Here is a 20,696-nt window from a genome sequence, read left to right on the forward strand (position 1 = left end):
ATGAGCACACCGGGCGGCGAGGGGGGCCGTCGATGGGACGAGGAGGCCCAGCGCTGGGTGGGGGAGGGTGCGGAGCCGCCCGCCCCGGGCCGAAGACCACCCAATCCACGTCTGGGCACGGTACTGCTGGCGGTGCTCGCCGTGGTGCTGGTCGGCGGGATCGGGTTCGGCGCCTGGAAGTTGGTGTCGGGCGGCGGGGACGACAAGCCCGGGGCGGACGGCGGTTCGCCCTCGGCCTCGTCCTGGTCGCCATCGGCCGAGCAGCCCTCGGGCGTGCCGTCGGGGCCGTTCTCGGAGACGACCCCGGCGCCGCCGTCGGTGTCCACGGACAGCACACAGGAGCCACCGGCGGACTATGTGCGCACCACCGACGCGGAAGGGTTCCGGCTGGATGTGCCCAGGGGCTGGCAGCGGGTCAAGCGCGATACGGGGGTGTTCTACGAATCGTCCGACGCGAGCAGCCTGATCCAGGTCTTCGCGCTGACCGAACCCGACGTCACCCCGTACGAGGCGCTGCGCCAGGCGGAGACGGGGCTCAAGAAGAACCCCGACTACCAGCGGTACGAGCTGAAGCGGCTCGGCCCCGGCGATGACGCGGACGCGGAGCTGGAGTACGGCTACCGCAGCGCCAAGTACGGCCAGCGCCGAATACTCGACCGCGCCTTCACCGGTCCCGACCAGGTGCAGTACGCGGTGCTGGTCGCGGGCCCGGCCGACGACTGGCCGCAGCAGCGGGAGCGGCAGCGCATCGTGCTGGCGTCCTTCTGCCCCACCGCCTACTGCCCGGCCACCTGACTGGGGGCAGGCACATCCGGCGGTGGGCAGTGGCAGGCACGGATCGGCGGCAGCCGGCGTCAGGCACCGGACGGTGCGGTTAAGGCGACATATCCGTATCGGTGGGGTGGCGGAGGGTGGGGAGACCCTCGAACCGGGTACACCGATGTCGGTCGGCGCGGCTTGTCGGCTTATGGGAGCAGAGTTCCACTATCGGGGGGATAGATGAGCATGCATGACGGAGGAGCGCCGGGAGGGCCGGGAGAGCCTGGAGGGCCGGGAGAGCCGGGAGAGCCTGGAGGGCCGGGAGAGCCTGGAGCGCCTGGGCAGGACGTCAGGCGGGTATTGCGGGCGCTGGCGGTGACGATCTTCCTGGTCGGGGGGATCGCGTTTTCCGGATGGGTGGCCTTCGGCGGCGACGGCACCTCCCGCCATCAGGCGGGGCCGCTGCCCTGGGACCAGGAGAGCCCCACGGCCGCGCCGAGCGCGGACGCCTCCCAGCCGAGCGATCTCTATCCCTCGCCCGGCCCCGAGACCAGCGGGCCCACCGGTCTCCCGACCGGTCTCCCGACCGATCTCCCCACGGACCTGCCGACCGGGGCGTCCCCGTCCGCGACGCCCTTCGGCACCCCGTCCTCCCCCTCCCTGACCGGTGCCGCCCCGCCCGCGGGCTACAGCACCCAGGCCGACCCCGCCGGATACCATCTCGCGGTCCCGGACGGCTGGCGGCGGACGGCCGAGGGCCCCAGCGTCTACTACACCTCGCCCGACGACAGCACCGTGATCCAGGTCTTCGAGCTGCACGGCCCCGAGTCGACACCGTACGAGTCCGCCCAGGAGGCCGAGCGGATCGCCTCCACCCACCGCGACTACGAGCAGATCGCCCTCACCCGGCTGGGCTCGGCCGCCACGGACCCGGCACAGCTCGAGTACACGTACCAGTCCAAGAGCGACGGCCAACGCCGGATACTCGACCGCCGCTTCGCCGCCCCCAACGGCACGATGTACGCGGTGCTGGTGATCGGCCCCTCCGGGGACGGGGACCGGGCGGAGGAGCGGGAGGTGCACCAGGCGGCGGTGGACACCTTCTGCCCGACCTCCTACTGCACCGCTTCCTGACAGCCTCCTGACACGACCGACGTGCATCAGCTCTTGACAGATCGGCCGATCATGACCCGGGTGGCAGGTTCTGCCTTCGGATCACGTGAGGCGGCCCACTTTCTCTTGCGAATCGCGCATAGGTTCCCGCCTTCCGGTTAGGGGTCCATGTTGCTGGCTTTGGCCGGCGGCAAAGTTCGCAGAACCGGAAGGCAGAATTCACGTGGCGGCAGTCGAGACCATTCATGTGGACGGCGTGTGGCAGGCAGCCGTATCCGGGGCGCAGCGGGAGGTTCTCGACCCCGCGGACGCCAAGACCCTCGCCGTCGTCGCCGAGGGTGGTGTCGAGGACACCGACGCGGCGGTCGCGGCCGCGCGTCGCGCCTTCGACCAGGGCCCCTGGCCCGGGACGCCGGTGGCCGAGCGGGCGGCGCTGCTGCGCCGCGTCGCCGAGCTGCTCCAGCGCGACCGGGAGACGATCGCGCTCCTCGAGAGCCGTGACACCGGCAAGACCCTGGAGGAGGGGCGGGTCGACGTCGACGACGTGACCAATGCCTTCCGTTACTTCGCCGACCTGGCCGCGGGCGAGTCGGCCGGGCGGGTCATCGACGCGGGCACCCCCGATGTGCACAGCGTCGTGGTCCATGAGCCGGTCGGCGTCTGCGCGATGATCACCCCCTGGAACTATCCGCTGCTCCAGGCGAGCTGGAAGATCGCCCCGGCGCTGGTCGCCGGGAACACCTTTGTGATCAAGCCCAGCGAGGTGACCCCGCTGTCCACCGTCCATCTGGTGCGGCTGCTGGCCGAGGCCGGGCTGCCGGCCGGGGTGGCCAACCTGGTCACCGGCACGGGCGACCCCGTGGGCGCCCGGCTCTCCGAGCACCCCGATGTGGATCTGATCTCCTTCACCGGCGGGCTGATCAGCGGCACCAAGGTCGCGCAGGCCGCCGCCCCGACGGTCAAGAAGGTCGCGCTGGAGCTCGGCGGCAAGAACCCCAATGTGGTCTTCGCCGATGCCTGTGCCACCGCCGAGGGCTTTGACACCGCCGTTGACCAGGCCCTGAACGCCGCGTTCATCCACAGCGGCCAGGTCTGCTCCGCCGGTGCCCGGCTGATCATCGAGGAGTCGGTGCGCGAGCGGTTCGTGGCCGAGCTGGCCCGCCGCGCGGAGAAGATCAAGCTGGGCCGTGGCACCGAGGACGGTGTCGAATGCGGTCCGCTGGTCTCGGCCCAGCAGTTGGACAAGACCGAGGCGTATGTGGCGTCCGCCCTGGCGGAGGGCGCCCTGCTGCGCTGCGGCGGCAAGCAGCCGGAGCCCAACGAGGTCCGCCCGGCCACCGGTTACTTCTACCTCCCGACCGTGCTCGACCAGTGCCACCGCGAGATGCGGGTGGTGCGGGAGGAGACGTTTGGGCCGATTCTGACCGTCGAGTCCTTCCAAACCGAGGACGAGGCCGTCACACTCGCCAATGACACGGAGTACGGACTGGCCGGCGCCGTCTGGTCCGCCGACACCGCGCGGGCGCGCCGCGTCGCCGCCCGGCTGCGGCACGGCACCGTGTGGATCAACGACTACCACCCCTACCTTCCGCAGGCCGAATGGGGCGGTTTCGGCAAGTCCGGGGTCGGGCGTGAGCTCGGTCCCGCGGGCCTTGACGAATACCGCGAGACCAAGCACGTCTACGAGAACCTGCGACCGAGCCCGGTGCGCTGGTTCGCCGGCTGACCCCCGCCGCCGGCCCCGCCCGGGGCTCGGCCGGGCCCGGACTCGTCCCCCGGGGCCCGGGCCCGGCCGCACCCCAGCACGGCGACCGGCGGGGATCAGCCCGTGGACACCGAGGCACCCAGCAACACCCCCACCCCCAGGGGCGGCAGCCCCCGTCCCGCACCGGCGCGAGCCGTTTGGGTAAGACCGCGAGGAGTAACCCCACATGTCCGTACCTGTCGTATACGACTATGTCGTCATCGGCGGCGGCACCGCAGGATCGGTGATCGCTTCCCGGCTCACCGAGGACCCGGGCATCCGTGTCGCCGTCATCGAGGGCGGACCGTCCGATGTCGACCGCCCCGATGTGCTCACGCTGCGCCGCTGGCTGGGGCTGCTCGGCGGGGACTTGGACTACGACTACCCCACCACCGAGCAGCCACGCGGAAATTCGCATATCCGGCACAGCCGGGCGCGGGTGCTCGGGGGGTGCTCCTCGCACAACACCCTGATCTCCTTCAAGCCGCTGCCGGGTGACTGGGACGAGTGGGCCGAGGCCGGCGCCGAGGGCTGGGACGCGGAGTCCATGGACCCGTACTTCCAGCGGCTGCGCAACAACATCGTCCCGGTGGACGAGAAGGACCGGAACGCGATCGCGCGGGACTTCGTCGAGGCCGCCCAGTCCGCCGCCGGGGTGCCGCGGGTCGAGGGGTTCAACAAGCAGCCGTTCCATGAGGGCGTCGGCTTCTTCGACCTCGCGTACCACCCGGAGAACAACAAGCGCTCCTCGGCGTCGGTCGCCTATCTGCACCCGTTCCTGGACCGGCCCAACCTCCATCTGATGCTGGAGACCTGGGCGTACAAGCTGGAGCTGGACGACACCGGCCGGGTCACCGGCGTCCATGTGCGCACCAAGGACGGCGAGGAGATCGTCGTCCGGGCCGAGACCGAGGTCCTGGTCTGCGCGGGCGCGGTGGACACCCCGCGGCTGCTGATGCACTCCGGTATCGGGCCCAAGCCGGATCTGGAGGCGCTGGGCATTCCCGTCGTCCACGATCTGCCGGGCGTCGGCGAGAATCTGCTCGACCACCCCGAGTCGGTCATCGTGTGGGAGACGGACGGCCCGATCCCGGACAACTCCGCGATGGACTCCGACGCGGGCCTGTTCATCCGGCGGGACCCCGAATCCCGGGGCCCGGACCTGATGTTCCACTTCTACCAGATCCCGTTCACCGACAATCCGGAGCGGCTGGGCTACGAGAAGCCCGAGCACGGCGTGTCGATGACGCCCAACATCCCCAAGCCGCGCAGCCGCGGCCGGCTCTACCTCACCAGCGCCGATCCGTCCGTCAAGCCCGCCCTCGACTTCCGGTACTTCACGGACGAGGACGACTACGACGGCCGCACGCTGGTCGACGGCATCCGGGTCGCGCGTGAGATCGCCAAGACGGAACCGCTGGCGAGCTGGCTCAAGCGCGAGGTGTGCCCGGGCCCGGAGATCACCTCGGACGAGGAGATCAGCGAGTACGCCCGCAAGGTCGCGCACACCGTGTACCACCCGGCGGGCACCTGTCGTATGGGTGCCCCGTCGGACCAACTCGCCGTGGTCGGCCCGGATCTGCGGATCCGGGGTCTGAACGGCGTCCGTATCGCCGACGCGTCCGTCTTCCCGACGATGCCGGCCGTGAACCCGATGATCGGAGTCCTGATGGTGGGCGAGAAGTGCGCTGAGCTGCTGTTCGAGGATCGCGATCGGGAGCGGCACAGGCCCGATGACCGGGCTGCCACACTCGCGCCGGGAGGTGAGGCGTGATGGCCACGACCCTGGTCCCCGAGACGCCCGACACCCCCAAGATCCCCGAGAGCGGCGAGCGCGCCCCGGTGTTCTCGGTCCGCGATCTGTGGAAGGTCTTCGGCCCCAAGGCCGAGCGCATCCCCGGTTCCGCCGAGGCGGAGCTGTCCGCCGCGGAGCTGCGTGCCCGCACCGGCTGCACCGCCGCCGTCCGCGAGGTCTCCTTCGACGTCCAGCCGGGCGAGGTCTTCGTGGTCATGGGGCTGTCCGGCTCCGGCAAGTCCACCCTCGTCCGCTGCCTCACCCGGCTGATCGAGCCCACCTCCGGGACTCTGAAGATCGACGGCGAGGACGTCCTGGCCATGGACAAGACGCGGCTGCGCGATCTGCGCCGGCACCGCGCCGCCATGGTCTTCCAGCACTTCGGACTGCTGCCGCACCGCTCCGTCATCGACAACGTCGCCTATGGCCTGGAGATCCAGGGCGTGGGCAAGGCCGAGCGCCGCGCCAAGGCCGCCGAGGTGGTGGAGAAGGTCGGTCTCACCGGTCTTGAGCGCCGCCGCCCCGGACAGCTCTCCGGCGGTCAGCAGCAGCGGGTGGGCCTGGCCCGGGCGCTCGCCGTCGACCCCGAGGTGCTGCTCTTCGACGAGCCGTTCAGCGCGCTCGACCCGCTGATCCGCCGCGATATGCAGGAGGAGGTCATCCGCCTGCACCATGACGAGGGCCGGACGATGGTCTTCATCACCCATGACCTCAGCGAGGCGCTGCGGCTCGGCGACCGCATCATGCTGATGCGCGACGGCGGGATCGTGCAGCTCGGCACCCCGGAGGAGATCGTCGGCTCCCCGGCGGACGACTATGTACGGGACTTCGTCCGCGACGTTCCGCGGGAGCAGGTGCTGACCGTGCGCCGCGCCATGCGCCCCGCGACGTCGGACGAGCAGGACGGCGGGCCCGCGCTGGCCCCGGGCACCACGGTCGCCGACGCGATCGAGGCCGTGGCCCGCACCGGCGGCCCCGCGCGCGTGGTGGACGACGGCCGCTGCCTGGGCGTCGTCGACCACGCCTGTCTGCTCAGCGTCGTCGCGGGCCTGGACGGCAAGGGGGTGGCCGCGGCATGACCACCGCCTCGCCCCTCTCTCCGCCGGGCGGCACCGGGCGGCGCGTATGAGTGCCACGGCCACCCGCCCCTCCACCGACCCCGCCACCGACCCGGCCGCCACCGGGACGGCGGCGGCCGAACCGCGCCCGTCCCTGCTGAGCTCCGCCGTCCGCAGTCCCGCCGCGCGCAAGCTGGCGGTGCTCGTGGTGATCGCCGCCGTGCTCATACCGCTCGCGCACGCCAAGTGGGCGAGCGGCAGTTGGCCGCATGCGCTGACCGTCGATGTGTCCGGACCGCTCGGCGATGCCAGCGACTGGATCCTCGACAACCGCGACAGTCACTGGATCTTTCTCTACTTCTTCGGCCACATCAGCAACGTCATCATCATCGGTGTCCGCGCCGTCTATGTGGCCCTGCTCGCCCTCGGCTGGGCCGGTGTCACCGCCGGGCTGACCCTGATCGCCTGGCGGGTCGCCGGGGTGCGGATCGCGGTCACGACCCTGGTGTCCTTCGCCATCTGCGGACTGCTGGGCATGTGGGTGCCCACGATGCAGACGCTCGCGCTGATGGCCATCGCCGTCACCGCCTCCGTCGTCATCGGCGGACTGCTCGGCCTGGCCGGCGGCCTCTCGGAATGGGCGTTCCGGGTGCTGCGGCCGGTGCTCGACACCATGCAGGTGCTGCCCGCGTTCGCGTATCTGCTCCCCGTCGTGATGATCTTCGGCAATGGTGTGCCCGGCGCGGTGCTGGCCACCGTGATCTACGCGGCTCCGCCCATGGCCCGGCTCACCGCGCTCGGCCTGCGCGGCGCGGACGCCGGGGTGCTGGAAGCGGTGACCTCGCTCGGCGCGACCTGGCGGCAGCGGCTGCTGTCCGCCCGGCTGCCGCTGGCCCGCAAGGAACTGCTGCTGGGCATCAACCAGACGATCATGATGGCGCTGTCCATGGCCGTCATCGCCTCCGTGATCGGCGGCGGCGGTCTCGGTGACCGCGTCTACCAGGCGCTGTCCAGCGTCGACGTCGGCAAGGCGCTCGCCGCCGGCCTCCCGATCGTGCTCCTCGCCATCGTGATGGACCGCACTATCGGAACGGCCGGCGAGCGGCTCGGCGAGCCGCCGGCCGAGGGCGGGCATCGGCTGCTGCGCGGCTGGCCCGCATGGGCGGGAGCCGCGGCGGTCACCGCTGTCATCACCGTCGTCGGACGGCTGACCGGCTCCCAGACCTGGCCGACCGGCTGGACCGTCGCCATCGAGGAGCCCGTCAACCAGTTCAAGGAGTGGATGGTCGACCACCTCTACACCGGAGTGCCGGTCGTCGGCGGCACCGCCGACTGGGCCGCGGACTACGTCAAGTGGATCCTCGACCCGCTGCGCGAGGGGCTTCAGGGCCTCCCGTGGTACGCGGTGCTGCTGATCGTCGCGGCGCTGGCCTGGCTGATCGGCACCTGGGCCACCGCGCTGACCGCCACCGCCGCCATGGCCGCGATCGGTGTGCTCGGCGTGTGGGAGCCGTCCATGGACACCCTCTCCCAGGTGCTGGCGGCCGTCTTCGTCACGCTGGTCCTCGGTTTCGCGATCGGCATCTGGGCCGCGCGCAGCACCCGGCTGGAGCGGATGATGCGACCGGTGCTCGACATGTTCCAGACCATGCCGCAGTTCGTGTATCTGATCCCCGTGGTCGCGCTGTTCGGCGTCGGCCGCGCCCCCGCGGCGGCCGCGGCCATCGTCTACGCGCTGCCCGCCGTCATCCGCATCACCACTCAGGGGATCCGGAACGTCGACCCGGCCGCGCTGGAGTCGGCGCGTTCGCTCGGTGCCACCCAGGGACAGCAACTGCGCCAGGTCCAGCTTCCGCTGGCCCGCCCGGCGCTGCTGCTCGCCGTCAACCAGGGCGTGGTGCTGGTGCTGGCCGTGGTCGTCATCGGCGGTCTGGTCGGATCCGGCGCGCTCGGCTACGACGTGCTGTTCGGCCTGGCGCAGGGCGATCTGGCGACCGGTCTGGTGGCGGGCGCGGCGATCGTCTGCCTGGGGCTGATGCTCGACCGTGTGACCCAGCCGACCGAACGCCGTGACAGGAAGGGGGCTTGAGATGGCTCGCACTCGCATGCAGTTGCTGATGGCCGCCGCCGGGATCGCGGCCGTGTTCACCGCGACCGGCTGCGGCGCGGCGGACATGACCAAGCAGTCCTCGCCGTACGCCAATGTGGGCGGGGCGAAGAGCGTCACGCTCTCGGTCCAGTCGTGGGTCGGCGCCCAGTCCAATGTCGCGGTCGCCCAGTATCTGCTGGAGCATGAGCTGGGCTACCGGGTCGACACCGTCCAGGTGGACGAGATTCCGGCGTGGGACGCGCTCAGCCAGGGCCGGGTGGACGCGATCCTGGAGGACTGGGGCCACCCGGAGCAGGAACAGCGCTATGTCAAGGACAAGAAGCTGATCGTGCCGGGCGGCGGGCTCGGCGTCACCGGCCATATCGGCTGGTGGGTGCCGAAGTACTTCGCCGACAAACATCCGGACGTGCTGAACTGGAAGAACCTCAACAAGTACGCCAAGACCTTCAAGACCGCGGAGAGCGGCGGCAAGGGCCAGTTGCTGGACGGTTCCCCGTCCTATGTCACCAATGACAAGGCGCTGGTGAAGAATCTGAAGCTGAACTACCAGATCGTCTTCTCGGGTTCGGAGGCGGCGCAGATCACCCAGATCAAGCAGTTCGCCAAGGGCAAGAAGCCGTTCCTGACGTACTGGTACGAGCCGCAGTGGCTGTTCAACCAGGTGCCGATGGTCGAGGTCAAGCTGCCCAAGTACACCGACAAGTGCGCGAACGAGGGCACCAAGGACCCCGAGTCCATCGACTGCGCCTATCCGACCACACCGCTTCAGAAGTACCTCAACGCGGACTTCGCGAAGCAGGGCGGCAAGGCGTCGGCGTTCCTGAAGAAGTTCCACTGGACCAAGGAGGACCAGAACGAGGTGTCGGAGCTGATCGCCTCGAAGGGAATGTCGGCCCAGGACGCCGCGAAGAAGTGGGTCGAGGCGCATCCGGACGTCTGGAAGAAGTGGCTGCCCTGAGCCCGGATCGCGCTCGGGGCAGCCTGGGCGACCGGATTACTTGAGGAAGCCCGCGGTGTCGAGTTCGAGGCCGAGCGGTTCGGGGAGCGTCACCGGCTCCCCGAACGCCGCTCGGTGCTCATCCCGGTAGCGGCCCTTTCCGTCCGGTGCGGAGTACACGGTCGTGGAGCCTTCGTCGTCGTGCGGGTCGATCAGCAGATAGATCGGCACGTTGGAGTGGGCGTAGCCCTTGACCTTGTCCTGGAGATCGCGCGCTCGTGTGGAGGGCGATGTGATCTCGGCGACGAGCAATACGTCATCCGCCTGGATCTGCCACTCCTCCCTGCTCTTCAGCGCTTCCGACCCGCAGATGAGCAGGTCCGGGATGAATCTCTCTTCCGTCGCGGGGAGGAAGACCGTGGCGGTGTTGGTAATGATCCAGTCTTCCGGTACCTCACGGTTGAGACGACGCTGGAGTCGGCCATAGATCCAATTGTGGAAATTCGCAGGCGTCGGTGAGATGACGATCTCCCCCCCGATGAGTTCTGCCCGCATTCCATCCGGCAGCTCCAGCCGGGCATGGATGTCGAGCAGATTTACGAACTCTTGGTCGGGCAGTGGCGCCGTCATCACGAGACCTCCCATTGGCGGGTCCCCCTTCTGGCTGTGTTGCCTTCGTGCCGTACTGCCTTGCGGGGGCCTGTCACCATCATGCGTTACGCGATGACTCCGACGTCGGAGAACGGCCCCCGTCGTCAATAACGACGACAGGGGCAGATGGTCACACGTTCGGCTTGTAGACACCGGGGGTCATACGGGTGGTCACACCGATCCGGTTCCAGGCGTTGATGGTGAGGATCAGGGCGATGAGCTGGGCCAGCTCCCGCTCCTCGAAGTGCTTGGCGGCCCGCTCGTAGACCTCGTCGGGGACGAACCCGTCGGTCAGGACGGTGACGGCCTCGGTCAGGGCGAGGGCGGCCTGCTCCTTCTCGGTGTAGAGGTCGCCGGCCTCCTCCCAGGCGTTGAGGAGGTAGAGGCGCTCCTCGGACTCGCCCGCCGCGCGGGCGTCCTTGGTGTGCATGTCGATGCAGAAGGCGCAGTGGTTGAGCTGCGAGGCACGCGTCTTGACCAGCTCGGCCAGCGCCGGGTCCAGGCCCTTCCGGGCGGCCGCGTCCAGGCTGATCATGGCCTTGTAGACCTCGGGGGCCGTCTTGGCGAATTGCATCCGCGGGCCGTGTGCATGAGAAGTTCCGGTCGTCATGCCTTCACGCTAGAGGCCGGGCGGCCCAGGAGTATGGTCCATTTCCATGGCGGATTCATGGGCCACTCGGAGAGGCGAACCCGGACAGCGCACGGGCGGACCGGGCGGACCGGGCGGGCTGGGGACGGATCTGCATCTGGATCTGCCGCCCGGCGGCGGGACCGGGGTGCGGGTCGCGCTCATCCGCGCCCTGCGCGACGCCGTCCGCACCGGGCGGCTCGCCCCGGGCACCCGGCTGCCCTCCTCCCGCTCGCTCGCCACCGACCTCGGCATCGCCCGGAACACCGTCGCCGACGCCTATGGGGAACTCGTCGCCGAGGGGTGGCTGACCGCCCGGCAGGGCTCGGGCACCCGGGTCGCCGAGCGCGTCGTGCCGCCCGAGCCCGCCCCGCCGCGCACACCCCCGGCCGCCGCCGTGGCCGCCACCCGGCCCACCTACGATCTGCGACCGGGCCAACCCGATGTCTCGGCCTTCCCCAGGACCGCCTGGCTCTCCGCGGCCCGGCGCGCCCTGATCGTCGCGCCGAACGACGCCTTCGGCTATGGTCACCCCGCCGGACGGCCCGAGCTGCGGCGGGTCCTGGCCGACTATCTGGCGCGCGCCCGCGGAGTGCGGGCCGCGCCCGAACGGATCGTGGTCTGTGCGGGGTTCGTCCAGGGACTGGCCCTGCTCAGCAGGGTGCGGGAGAAGGCCGGACACCGTGAGATGGCCGTGGAGTCCTACGGGCTCGACGTCCACTGGAACGTGATGCGCGGAGCCGGGCTGCGCACCGTGCCGCTGCCGGTCGATCAGCAGGGGGCGCGGACGGCGGAACTGGACCGGTCGGCCGCGCTGCGGACCGTCCTGCTCACCCCGGCCCATCAGTTTCCCATCGGCGTTCCGCTGGACCCCGACCGGCGCGCCGCCGTGGTCGACTGGGCCTCGCGGGTGGGCGGACTGGTGCTGGAGGACGACTACGACGGGGAGTTCCGCTACGACCGGCAGCCGGTCGGGGCGCTCCAGGGGCTCGACCCCGAGCATGTGGTCTATCTGGGCACCGCGAGCAAGAGCCTGGCGCCCGCGCTGCGGCTGGCGTGGATGGTGGTGCCGGACCATCTGATGGACGACCTCCTGGCGCTCAAAAGGACGGGGGAGTGGGAGTCGGGCAGGCTGGACCAGCTCACGCTCGCGGAGTTCATCGACTCCGGGGCGTACGACCGCCATGTGCGCGGTATGCGGATGCGCTACCGGCGCCGCCGCGACCAGTTGGTGGCGGCGCTCGCCGAACGCGCCCCGCGGGTGCGGGTCACGGGCATCGCGGCCGGGCTGCACGCGGTGCTCCAACTGCCGCCGGGCACCGAGCAGTCCGTGGTGCGGGGCGCGGCCTGGCAGGGCCTGGCGCTGGACGGGCTGTCCCGCTACCGCTACCGCGACGAACAGGGGCAGAAGCGGACGCCGGCGCCGCGGCAACAGGAGCGGCAACAGGAGCCGGGCGGGCAGCCGGACGCGTTGGTGTTCGCCTATGGCACCCCGCCCGATCACGCCTTCACGGGCGCCCTGGAGGCGCTGTGCCGGGCGCTGCCCTGAAGTCATGCGTTTCAGCGGCCCGAACCCACACTCCTCGGCCGAGCCCCGCCATCCATGGGCGCGGCAGCTCCCCCTAGGGTGGACGGTTGCGGCCTCGGGGAGACCACGCTCTCGGGGGAGAGGAACGGGGGATACGGGGATGGAACGGAAGACGACGCGGCGACTGCGGTCGAGCACGGTGATCCTGGGCGGTATGGGCGCGCTGGCGGCGGCGCTCACCTCCTGTGGTTCGGAACCGGACAAGCGCTGTGTGGACCGGAACAGCTATGACGCGGTGAACGGATACCGGGTCGTGGACTCCAGTGCCTGCAAGGGTTCTTCGTCCACCACGGGCGGCAAGGGCAAGAAGAGCCGGGGCACGAAGGGCGCCGACGGCGAGTGGTACTACGACTCCGAGGTCAGCGGCCGCTGGGCGGACTACGGCACCTTCGACAAGAGCAAGGCGGCCGACCGGGGCGGCTTCGGCTGCTCGGGCTCCAGCGGCGGCTGAGCGGGCCGTCCCACGATGAAGCGCCACACCATAGCCCCCCGCCCCGACTGGCAGTCCACGGTGGAGGAGCAGGGGGTCATCTATCCGCTGACCCGCTACCCGGACGGCTCGCTGCGCCCCTACTGGGACGAGAGCGCCTACTACGCCTTCTCGCTGCCCGAGGTCGAGGCGCTGGAGGAGGTCGTCGAGGAGCTGCACCGGATGTCGCTGGCCGCTGCCGCCCATATCGTCGAGACCGGCCGCTTCGCCGACCTCGGAATCGACGATCCACGGCTGGCCGGGCTGATCGCCGAGTCCTGGCACCGCCGGGCCGAACAGCCCAGTGTCTACGGCCGGTTCGATCTGCGCTACGACGGTGAATCGGGCCCGGCGAAGCTGCTGGAGTACAACGCGGACACGCCCACCTCGCTGGTGGAGGCGGCGAGCGCCCAGTGGTTCTGGATGGAGGACCGCTTCCCGGGCGCCGACCAGTGGAACTCCCTCCATGAACGGCTGGTCGACGCCTGGCGCACCCAGGCCGGGCTGCTGCCGCCGGGGACGCCCCTGTACTTCGCCCATTCGGCCGGGGACGAGCTGGGCGAGGACCTGATGACGGTGGCCTACCTCCGTGAGACGGCCGACCAGGCCGGGCTCAGCACCGAGGCGATCTCCATGGAGGACATCGGCTGGGAACGGCTGTCGGGCCGCTTCGTCGACAAGCGGTTCCGCTTCATCCGGAGCTGCTTCAAGCTCTATCCCTGGGAGTGGCTGGCCACCGACCGGTTCGGCCCGCAGGTGCTGGACACCCTCGACAACGGCGGCGGCACCGGATCCACGCTGTGGATCGAACCGGCCTGGAAGATGCTGCTGTCCAACAAGGCGCTGCTGGCCGTGTTGTGGGAGCTCTTCCCGGACCATCCCAATCTGCTGCCCGCCTACCTCGACGGCCCCCGGGAACTGGCCCGCGCCAACGGCTATGTGGCCAAGCCGCTGCTCGGCCGCGAGGGGGCCGGGGTCACGGTGCACCCGCCGGGCGAGGAGCCCGTCCTCCGCGATGAGCCGTGCTGCTACCAGGAACTGGCGCCGCTGCCCGACTTCGACGGCAACCGGGTGGTGCTCGGCACCTGGGTCGTCGAGGGCGAGGCGGCGGGGCTCGGCATCCGCGAGTCGGCGGGGCTGGTGACGGATGAGTACGCGCGCTTCATCCCCCATGTGATCCTCTGAACCACGGTGATCCGCTGACCCGCGCGGGGCCTTTGAGCAGGGCAGCGCCACCGAGCCGTACCGGGTGGTCATCCGGCCAGCACCGTCCTGAGCTGGTCCAGCGCCCACTCCAGATCCTCCTCGCTGATCACCAGGGGCGGGGCGATCCGGATGGCGGCGCCATGGGTGTCCTTGACCAGCACTCGGCGGTCCATGAGCCGCTCGGAGATCTGCCGCCCGGTGCCCCGCGACGGATGGATGTCCACCCCTGCCCACAGCCCCCGGCCGCGCACCTGCTCGACTCCCCTTCCCACGAGCAGCGCAAGCTCCCGGTGGAGCAGCTCGCCCAGAGTGGCCGAGCGCCGCTGGAACTCCCCGGTCCGCACCATGGCGATGACCTCCAAAGCGATCGCGCAGGCGAGCGGGCTGCCGCCGAAGGTGGAGCCGTGCTCCCCGGGGCGGTGCACCCCGAGCACCTCGCCGGAGGACACCACCGCCGACACCGGCACGACCCCGCCGCCCAGCGCCTTGCCCAGCACATAGACATCGGGGACCACTCCCTCGTGCTCACAGGCGAAGGTGGTGCCGGTGCGCCCGAGGCCCGACTGGATCTCATCGGCGATGAACAGCACATCCCGCTCCCGGGTCAGCTCCCGGACCCCGGCCAGATAACCGGGCGGCGGCACCACCACCCCGGCCTCGCCCTGGATCGGCTCCAGCAGCACGGCCACCGTCTCCTCGGGCGCGGTGTCCAGCGCCGCCTCCATCGCCGCCAGATCCCCGTACGGCACGATCGAGAACCCGGGGGTGAAGGGGCCGTGGTCGGCACGGGCCTCCGGATCGGTGGAGCAGCTTATGAGGGTGGTCGTCCGGCCGTGGAAGTTGTCCCTGGCGGCGATGATCCTGGCCCGGCCGTCCGGTACGCCCTTGATCCGGTAGCCCCATTTACGGGCGGTCTTGATGGCCGTCTCCATCGCCTCCGCCCCCGTGTTCATGGGCAGCACCATCTCCATGCCGCACAGCTCGGCCAGCTCGGAGCAGAAGGCGCCGAAGCGGTCGTGGTGGAACGCGCGGGAGGTGAGGGTGACCCGGTCCAACTGCGCCTTGGCGGCCTCGATCAGCCGGCGGTTGCGATGCCCGAAGTTGAGCGCCGAGTATCCGGCGAGCAGATCGAGATACCGGCGGCCCTCGACATCGGTCATCCAGGCGCCTTCGGCGGACGCGACGACGACCGGCAGCGGATGGTAGTTGTGCGCGCCATGGGCCTCGGCGGCGGCGATGGCCCGCTCCGCGGAGCGTCCCGATCCCATCTTGTCCTCCTTGTCTCACTAGCTAGAGTGGGGGTGCGTATCGTGACTGGCGAGCCGAGCGTGGAACCGACCACGAGGAAGCGATGCGCGGCCTCAGCGCCACGAGGTGCCGCCCGCCTGGGCACCCCGGGACACGACCGGACCGTCACCGATCGCCCCGGAGGACTCGATGAGCCTGCCCCTTTCCCATCCCGCCCTTCTCGCCGCCGACCCCGAACTCGCCTCTCTCGTCGGCTCCGAGGAACTGCTCCAGTCCGAGACCCTGCGCCTGATCCCGAGCGAGAACTATGTGTCCGCCGCCGTCCTGGAAGCCTCCGGGACGGTGCTTCAGAACAAGTACAGCGAGGGCTACGCCGGCCGCCGCTACTACGAGGGCCAGCAGATCATCGACCAGGTGGAGACCCTGGCGATCAACCGGGCCAAGGCCGTCTTCGGCACCGAGCACGCCAATGTGCAGCCCTACTCCGGCTCGCCCGCCAACCTCGCGGTCTATCTGGCCTTCGCCCGGCCCGGTGACACCGTGATGGGCATGTCACTGCCCATGGGCGGTCATCTCACCCACGGCTGGGGTGTCTCCGCCACCGGCACCTGGTTCCGCGGCGTCCGGTACGGGGTGCGCCAGGACACCGGGGCGATCGACTTCGACCAGGTGCGCGAGCTGGCCCTCGAGGAGCGGCCCAAGCTGATCTTCTGCGGTGGCACGGCGGTGCCCCGCACGATCGACTTCGCCGCCTTCGCGGAGATCGCCCGCGAGGTGGACGCGGTGCTCGTCGCCGATATCGCGCATATCGCCGGTCTGATCGCGGGCGGCGCCCACCCCTCGCCCGTTCCGTATGCCGATGTCATCTCCACCACCACTCATAAGACGCTCCGGGGCCCGCGCGGTGCCATGCTGATGGCGCGCGAGACCCATGCCAAGGCCATCGACAAGGCCGTCTTCCCCGGGCTTCAGGGCGGTCCGCACAACCAGACCACCGCCGCCATCGCGGTGGCCCTGCACGAGGCCGCCCAGCCCGCCTTCCGTGACTACGCCCATGCCGTGGTCGCCAACGCCAAGGCGCTCGCCGAGGAACTGCTCGCCCGCGGCTTCGATCTGGTCTCCGGCGGCACCGACAACCATCTGATCCTGATGGACCTGACGCCCAAGGAGGTGCCGGGCAAGGTCGCGGCCAAGGCCCTGGACCAGGCCGGGATCGTGGTGAACTACAACACCGTCCCCTACGACCCGCGCAAGCCCTTCGACCCCTCCGGCATCCGGATCGGCACCCCCTCCCTCACCTCGCGCGGTCTGTCCACCGAGCACATGCCCGCCGTGGCCGACTGGATCGACCGCGGGGTGACCGCCGCCAAGAGCGGTGACCAGGGCGCCCTCACCAAGATCAAGGCCGAGGTGTCCGAGCTGATGGCGGGCTACCCGGCTCCCGGTCTGCCGACCGGCTGACGCCGCCCGCGGGCCCCTGCCCGGCCTCCAGGCCGGGCAGCGGCCCCCACCACTGCTCCTCCCGGATCCGGTCGTCGGCCACCGGCACCGGCAGGCCCACGATCCGGGCGAGCACCCGCTCGACCAGCGTCTCCCCGCCCTCCGAGGGCATGTCTCCCGCCGGCGGCACGCCGCCCGCCGGCGACACGCCGTGCCGCGACGGTGCGCCGGACGGCGGTATCTCCAACGCCCGCCCGAGCGCCCGCAGCTCTCCGGGCAGCCCTTCCTCGGCCATCTCCTTCGCCTCCCCACTCGGTCCCATCGGCCGTCCGCCGAGTCACCTCAGCCGTCCACCGCGTCTCATCGGCCGTCCACCGCGTCTCACCGGCGGTCTCCGACGGCCCCAGCAGCCGCTCCAGCCGTCTCAGAGCGCGGCTCAGCCGCGATTTCACCGTGCCGCGAGGCCAGCCCAGCGCCTCCGCGGTCTCCCCCTCGTCCAGATCCAGCAGATAGCGGTAGATCACCACCCGCCGCTGCGGCTCGCTCAGCTCCTCCAGCGCGGCCAGCAGCCGCTCCCGCCGCTCGCCCGCCAGCGCCACGGCCGCCGGATCGGCGGACTCCGGTATCACCGGCTCGGCCCCGGCCAGCAGCGCTCCCTCCCGGTCCGCCGCCGTCCGCCTCCGGCGCGCCGAACGCACCGCGTTACTCGTCTCATGGGCGACGATCCGCAGCAGCCACGGCCGGAACGCCGCCTCGCCCTCGAACCGCCCCAGCGCGAGATACGCCTTCACAAAGGCGTCCTGCACCACATCCTCGGCATCCGCGCCCGCCCCGAGCAGCCGGGCGGTGCGATGCGCTATCGGCGCATGGGCCCGCACCAGCTCGGCATATGCCTCGGTGTCGCCGGCCAGCACCCGCGCGATGATCTGTGCTTCACGAGTCCTCACACCTTTCATACACCGGCGGACGGAGTCTGGTTCCACACCTGAGAGAATGGGTGCCATGGCCCTCGATCGTCCCCGTGCGCTCTCCGGTATCCAGCCCACCGCAGGTTCCTTCCACCTCGGCAACTACCTCGGTGCGATCCGGCAGTACGTCGCGTTGCAGGAGACCCACGACGCGTTCTACACCGTGGTCGACCTGCACGCGATCACCGTGCCGCAGGATCCGGCGGAGCTGCGCGCCAACAGCCGGCTCGCCGCCGCCCAGCTTCTCGCCTCCGGCCTGGACCCGGACCGCTGCACGCTCTTCATCCAGAGCCATGTGCCCGAGCACGCCCAGCTCGGCTGGGTGATGAACTGTCTCACCGGCTTCGGCGAGGCGTCCCGGATGACGCAGTTCAAGGACAAGTCGGCCCGGCACGGCGCCGACCGGGCCACCGTCGGCCTCTTCACCTACCCGATCCTCCAGGTCGCGGACATCCTGCTCTACCAGGCCAACCACGTCCCGGTCGGCGAGGACCAGCGCCAGCACATCGAGCTCACCCGGGATCTGGCCGACCGCTTCAACGGTCGCTTCGGCGAGACCTTCACCGTTCCCGAGGCGTACATCGTCAAGGAGACGGGGAAGATCTACGACCTCCAGGAACCGACGATCAAGATGAGCAAGTCGGCGTCCACCCCCAAGGGCATCGTCAGCCTCCTCGACGAGCCCAAGGTCTCCGCGAAGAAGATCAAGAGCGCGGTGACCGACCTCGAGACGGAGATCCGCTACGACGAGGAGAAGAAGCCGGGCGTCAGCAATCTGCTGACCATCTACTCCACCCTGACCGGCACCGCCATCCCGGAGTTGGAGAGCCGCTACGAGGGCAAGGGCTACGGCGCGCTCAAGACCGAGCTCTCCGAGGTGCTGGTCGAGTGGGTCACGCCGTTCCGCGAGCGGACCCAGGAATACCTCGCCGACCCCGCGACGTTGGACGGAATCCTGGCCAAGGGCGCCGAGAAGGCCCGAGCCGTCGCCGCCGAGACGCTGGCCGCCGCCTACGACAAGGTGGGCTTCCTGCCCCCCGCGCGCTGAGCGGCACGTCGAGCGCCGTTCGCACCACCCGGTGAGCACGGCGCGCCCCGCGCACGTATGGATATGGACCAGCGCGGACAGCGGAACACACCGGTCCGGCCCCCTGACCAGGGGGCCTGTGGATCGGTATGGGGAAGAACCGAGGAATCTAGCCGCGAGGGCGGCGCAGCCGCCACACTGACACGGGTGCAGCGGCCACAACTCAGCAGCCCGGGAGGGCCAGGAGGGAGAACGCAGTGGGGACCGTAACGCTCGGCGTTTCGATCGCGGTCCCGGAGCCGTACGGCAGCTTCCTCCAGGAGCGGCGCGCGGGCTTCGGGGACCCGGCCGCCCATGGCATCCCCACTCATGTCACCCTCCTGCCGCCGACCGAGGTCGACACCTCGGCGCTGCCCGCCGTGGAGGACCATCTGGCGCGGGTCGCGGCCGAGGGGCGGCCGTTCCCGATGCGGCTGGAGGGCACCGGCACCTTCCGGCCGCTCTCGCCGGTCGTCTTCGTCAGGATCGTCGAGGGCGCGGAGGAGTGCGCGGTGCTTCAGGACCGGATCCGGGTGGAGTCCGGGCCGTGCGCGCGGGAGCTCCAGTTCCCGTACCACCCGCATGTCACGATCGCCCACGGCATCGACGAGGAGGCGATGGACCGGGCGTTCGCCGAGCTCAAGGAGTACGAGGCCGCCTGGACGATCACCGGCTTCGCGCTGTACGAGCAGGGGGCGGACGGGGTCTGGCGGCTGGACCGCGAATACCCTTTCGGGTCGGACGAACTGCCGGGCGGTGCCTCGCCCGTGGTGCCTCGTCAGGCTGATCTCTCGCGTCCGGCGGCACCCCGCTAGGCGCCCCAGGGGGCGCCGTCTCCGATTCCGGTGCGGTGGTCGTCTGCGGGTTCGTTGTGGTTGGTCGCGCCCGCGCGGCGGAGCCGCACATCGACACAGCCTCGCGCCCCTACGGGGCGCCCCGCTAGGCGCGCCGCTGGGGTTTCGGTGCGGTGGTCGTCTGCGGGTTTGTTGTGGCTGGTCGCGCAGTTCCCCGCGCCCCTGCGGGGCGCGCCACCGGGGCTCCGGTGCGTTGGTCGTCTGCGGGTTCGTTGTGGTTGGTCGCGCCCGCGCGGCGGAGCCGCACATCGACACAGCCCCGCGCCCCTATGGGGCTCGCCGGGGCAGTAGGCGGCGGGCCGCCGTCGTCAGTCGTAGTGCGGCCGGTGCCCAGACGATCGCGGCGCGCCGGCGCAGTCCCTCCTCGATGGCCTCGGCGACCGCCTGGGGCGTGGTGGCCAGCGGTGCGGGCCGCAGCCCGGCCGTGAGCTTCGTACGGACGAAGCCGGGGCGGACGACCATCACATGGACACCCGTGCGGCGCAGCGCGTCCCCCAGCCCCTGAGCGAACGCGTCGAGCCCGGCCTTGGCGGAGGCGTGGATGAAGTCGGTGCGGCGGACCCGTCCCGCGGCGGCCGAGGAGAGCACCACCAGCGAGCCGTGGCCCTGGCGGCGCATGGCGTTGGCGCAGATCAGGGCCGCGGAGACGGCGCCGGTGTAGTTGGTCTGGGCGACGCGGACCGCCGCCGGGGGATCGGTCTCGTCCCGCGCCTGGACGCCCAGGACGCCGAAGGCCAGCACCACCAGGTCGATGTCGCCCTCGGCGAAGACCTTGCCCAGGGTCACCTCGTGGGCCTCGGGGGCGAGCGCGTCGAAGGGCACCGTAAGGGTCTCGGCACCGAGGTCCCGCAACTGCCGGGCGGCCGACTCCAGGGCGGGGGAGGGGCGGCCGGCCAGCCAGACCGTACGGGCGCGACGGCTGATCAGGCGGCGGACGGTCGCCAGGGCGATCTCGGACGTACCGCCCAGGACGAGCACCGACTGCGGGGAACCGACCACGTCCTTCATGGGATGAACGTATCCCCCCGATGCGGGGCATACGGAGTGATTGTGCGCCCGTAC

At 70.8% G+C, this 20,696-nt stretch carries 18 protein-coding genes, 1 pseudogene and 1 riboswitch; of the genes and pseudogenes, 14 read left to right on the top strand and 5 right to left on the bottom strand.

The window, feature by feature from the left end:
• From ACK1X7_RS29115 to ACK1X7_RS29150, 8 genes are all read left to right on the top strand, one after another.
• Positions 1-795: a hypothetical protein gene (locus tag ACK1X7_RS29115; protein WP_413115833.1), complete on the top strand. Its 795-nt coding sequence runs from the start codon at positions 1-3 to the stop codon at positions 793-795.
• A 214-nt stretch (positions 796-1,009) separates the two neighbouring features.
• Positions 1,010-1,138 carry a hypothetical protein gene (locus ACK1X7_RS29120; protein WP_413115834.1) on the top strand — a complete coding sequence of 43 codons (129 nt, stop codon included), beginning with the start codon at positions 1,010-1,012 and terminating at the stop codon, positions 1,136-1,138.
• Complete coding sequence (locus ACK1X7_RS29125; protein ID WP_413115835.1) at positions 1,135-1,893, top strand: serine/arginine repetitive matrix protein 2; 759 nt, start codon at positions 1,135-1,137, stop codon at positions 1,891-1,893. The genes ACK1X7_RS29120 and ACK1X7_RS29125 overlap by 4 nt, the downstream gene beginning before the upstream one ends.
• Positions 1,894-2,095: 202 nt before the next feature.
• Positions 2,096-3,598: an aldehyde dehydrogenase family protein gene (locus ACK1X7_RS29130; protein WP_385141898.1), complete on the top strand. Its 1,503-nt coding sequence runs from the start codon at positions 2,096-2,098 to the stop codon at positions 3,596-3,598.
• 205 nt (positions 3,599-3,803) lie between these two features.
• Positions 3,804-5,390, top strand: coding sequence for a GMC family oxidoreductase (locus ACK1X7_RS29135; protein ID WP_385141901.1), 1,587 nt, complete (start codon positions 3,804-3,806; stop codon positions 5,388-5,390).
• A complete protein-coding gene (locus tag ACK1X7_RS29140) occupies positions 5,390-6,490 on the top strand; it encodes a quaternary amine ABC transporter ATP-binding protein (RefSeq protein ID WP_385141904.1) in 1,101 nt (366 codons plus the stop codon). The genes ACK1X7_RS29135 and ACK1X7_RS29140 overlap by 1 nt, the downstream gene beginning before the upstream one ends.
• Positions 6,491-6,536: 46 nt before the next feature.
• Positions 6,537-8,558 carry an ABC transporter permease gene (locus tag ACK1X7_RS29145; protein ID WP_413115836.1) on the top strand — a complete coding sequence of 674 codons (2,022 nt, stop codon included), beginning with the start codon at positions 6,537-6,539 and terminating at the stop codon, positions 8,556-8,558.
• 1 nt (position 8,559) lies between these two features.
• Entirely contained in the window at positions 8,560-9,537 is a 978-nt protein-coding gene (locus ACK1X7_RS29150; protein WP_390793066.1) for an ABC transporter substrate-binding protein, read from the top strand.
• A 36-nt stretch (positions 9,538-9,573) separates the two neighbouring features.
• Here ACK1X7_RS29150 and ACK1X7_RS29155 read toward each other — a convergent pair whose 3' ends face one another.
• Both ACK1X7_RS29155 and ACK1X7_RS29160 read right to left on the bottom strand, forming a co-directional pair.
• Positions 9,574-10,146 (bottom strand): Uma2 family endonuclease, encoded by a 573-nt coding sequence (locus ACK1X7_RS29155; protein WP_385141913.1) that lies wholly within the window; start codon positions 10,144-10,146, stop codon positions 9,574-9,576.
• 151 nt (positions 10,147-10,297) lie between these two features.
• Entirely contained in the window at positions 10,298-10,777 is a 480-nt protein-coding gene (locus ACK1X7_RS29160) for a carboxymuconolactone decarboxylase family protein (protein ID WP_413115837.1), read from the bottom strand.
• Between the two features lie 46 nt (positions 10,778-10,823).
• Between ACK1X7_RS29160 and ACK1X7_RS29165 the strand changes: the two genes are divergently transcribed.
• The 3 genes from ACK1X7_RS29165 to ACK1X7_RS29175 all read left to right on the top strand — a co-directional run bounded on the left by ACK1X7_RS29165 (position 10,824) and on the right by ACK1X7_RS29175 (position 14,037).
• Positions 10,824-12,344 carry a PLP-dependent aminotransferase family protein gene (locus ACK1X7_RS29165; RefSeq protein ID WP_413115838.1) on the top strand — a complete coding sequence of 507 codons (1,521 nt, stop codon included), beginning with the start codon at positions 10,824-10,826 and terminating at the stop codon, positions 12,342-12,344.
• A 139-nt stretch (positions 12,345-12,483) separates the two neighbouring features.
• Entirely contained in the window at positions 12,484-12,834 is a 351-nt protein-coding gene (locus tag ACK1X7_RS29170) for a hypothetical protein (RefSeq protein ID WP_361510033.1), read from the top strand.
• Between the two features lie 15 nt (positions 12,835-12,849).
• Positions 12,850-14,037, top strand: coding sequence for a glutathionylspermidine synthase family protein (locus tag ACK1X7_RS29175; protein ID WP_390793063.1), 1,188 nt, complete (start codon positions 12,850-12,852; stop codon positions 14,035-14,037).
• A gap of 68 nt (positions 14,038-14,105) precedes the next feature.
• On the opposite strand, the gene rocD is transcribed toward ACK1X7_RS29175, so the two are convergent.
• Entirely contained in the window at positions 14,106-15,326 is a 1,221-nt protein-coding gene (gene rocD / locus ACK1X7_RS29180; protein WP_413115839.1) for an ornithine--oxo-acid transaminase, read from the bottom strand.
• A 32-nt stretch (positions 15,327-15,358) separates the two neighbouring features.
• Positions 15,359-15,456: riboswitch (ZMP/ZTP riboswitch) on the top strand.
• Between the two features lie 39 nt (positions 15,457-15,495).
• Between rocD and glyA the strand changes: the two genes are divergently transcribed.
• The gene (gene glyA / locus ACK1X7_RS29185; RefSeq protein WP_390793062.1) at positions 15,496-16,767 is read left to right on the top strand and encodes a serine hydroxymethyltransferase; all 1,272 of its coding nucleotides are present in this window, start codon (positions 15,496-15,498) and stop codon (positions 16,765-16,767) included.
• Between the two features lie 383 nt (positions 16,768-17,150).
• Here glyA and ACK1X7_RS29190 read toward each other — a convergent pair.
• Positions 17,151-17,702 (bottom strand): annotated as a pseudogene (locus ACK1X7_RS29190) (RNA polymerase sigma factor); the annotation flags it as partial.
• Between the two features lie 46 nt (positions 17,703-17,748).
• On the opposite strand from ACK1X7_RS29190, the gene trpS reads away from it, so the two are divergent.
• Both trpS and ACK1X7_RS29200 read left to right on the top strand, forming a co-directional pair.
• A complete protein-coding gene (gene trpS / locus ACK1X7_RS29195; RefSeq protein ID WP_216344209.1) occupies positions 17,749-18,762 on the top strand; it encodes a tryptophan--tRNA ligase in 1,014 nt (337 codons plus the stop codon).
• A 236-nt stretch (positions 18,763-18,998) separates the two neighbouring features.
• Positions 18,999-19,595, top strand: coding sequence for a 2'-5' RNA ligase family protein (locus ACK1X7_RS29200; protein ID WP_385141926.1), 597 nt, complete (start codon positions 18,999-19,001; stop codon positions 19,593-19,595).
• A gap of 306 nt (positions 19,596-19,901) precedes the next feature.
• Here the strand turns inward: ACK1X7_RS29200 and ACK1X7_RS29205 are convergent, their stop codons facing one another.
• The gene (locus ACK1X7_RS29205; RefSeq protein ID WP_390793061.1) at positions 19,902-20,642 is read right to left on the bottom strand and encodes an SDR family NAD(P)-dependent oxidoreductase; all 741 of its coding nucleotides are present in this window, start codon (positions 20,640-20,642) and stop codon (positions 19,902-19,904) included.
• Positions 20,643-20,696 lie beyond the last annotated feature (54 nt).

This window comes from Streptomyces sp. CY-1 (assembly GCF_047218265.1).
GTDB lineage: Bacteria > Actinomycetota > Actinomycetes > Streptomycetales > Streptomycetaceae > Streptomyces > Streptomyces niphimycinicus.

Bases quoted from the DNA above. Each gene is read 5' to 3' on its own strand.
- ACK1X7_RS29115 (WP_413115833.1), top strand. From the start codon at position 1: ATGAGCACACCGGGCGGCGAGGGGGGCCGTCGATGGGACGAGGAGGCC.
- ACK1X7_RS29120 (WP_413115834.1), top strand. From the start codon at position 1,010: ATGACGGAGGAGCGCCGGGAGGGCCGGGAGAGCCTGGAGGGCCGGGAG.
- ACK1X7_RS29135 (WP_385141901.1), top strand. From the start codon at position 3,804: ATGTCCGTACCTGTCGTATACGACTATGTCGTCATCGGCGGCGGCACC.
- ACK1X7_RS29140 (WP_385141904.1), top strand. From the start codon at position 5,390: ATGGCCACGACCCTGGTCCCCGAGACGCCCGACACCCCCAAGATCCCC.
- ACK1X7_RS29145 (WP_413115836.1), top strand. From the start codon at position 6,537: ATGAGTGCCACGGCCACCCGCCCCTCCACCGACCCCGCCACCGACCCG.
- ACK1X7_RS29150 (WP_390793066.1), top strand. From the start codon at position 8,560: ATGGCTCGCACTCGCATGCAGTTGCTGATGGCCGCCGCCGGGATCGCG.
- ACK1X7_RS29155 (WP_385141913.1), bottom strand. From the start codon at position 10,146: ATGACGGCGCCACTGCCCGACCAAGAGTTCGTAAATCTGCTCGACATC.
- ACK1X7_RS29160 (WP_413115837.1), bottom strand. From the start codon at position 10,777: ATGACGACCGGAACTTCTCATGCACACGGCCCGCGGATGCAATTCGCC.
- ACK1X7_RS29165 (WP_413115838.1), top strand. From the start codon at position 10,824: ATGGCGGATTCATGGGCCACTCGGAGAGGCGAACCCGGACAGCGCACG.
- ACK1X7_RS29170 (WP_361510033.1), top strand. From the start codon at position 12,484: ATGGAACGGAAGACGACGCGGCGACTGCGGTCGAGCACGGTGATCCTG.
- ACK1X7_RS29175 (WP_390793063.1), top strand. From the start codon at position 12,850: ATGAAGCGCCACACCATAGCCCCCCGCCCCGACTGGCAGTCCACGGTG.
- rocD (WP_413115839.1), bottom strand. From the start codon at position 15,326: ATGGGATCGGGACGCTCCGCGGAGCGGGCCATCGCCGCCGCCGAGGCC.
- glyA (WP_390793062.1), top strand. From the start codon at position 15,496: ATGAGCCTGCCCCTTTCCCATCCCGCCCTTCTCGCCGCCGACCCCGAA.
- trpS (WP_216344209.1), top strand. From the start codon at position 17,749: ATGGCCCTCGATCGTCCCCGTGCGCTCTCCGGTATCCAGCCCACCGCA.
- ACK1X7_RS29205 (WP_390793061.1), bottom strand. From the start codon at position 20,642: ATGAAGGACGTGGTCGGTTCCCCGCAGTCGGTGCTCGTCCTGGGCGGT.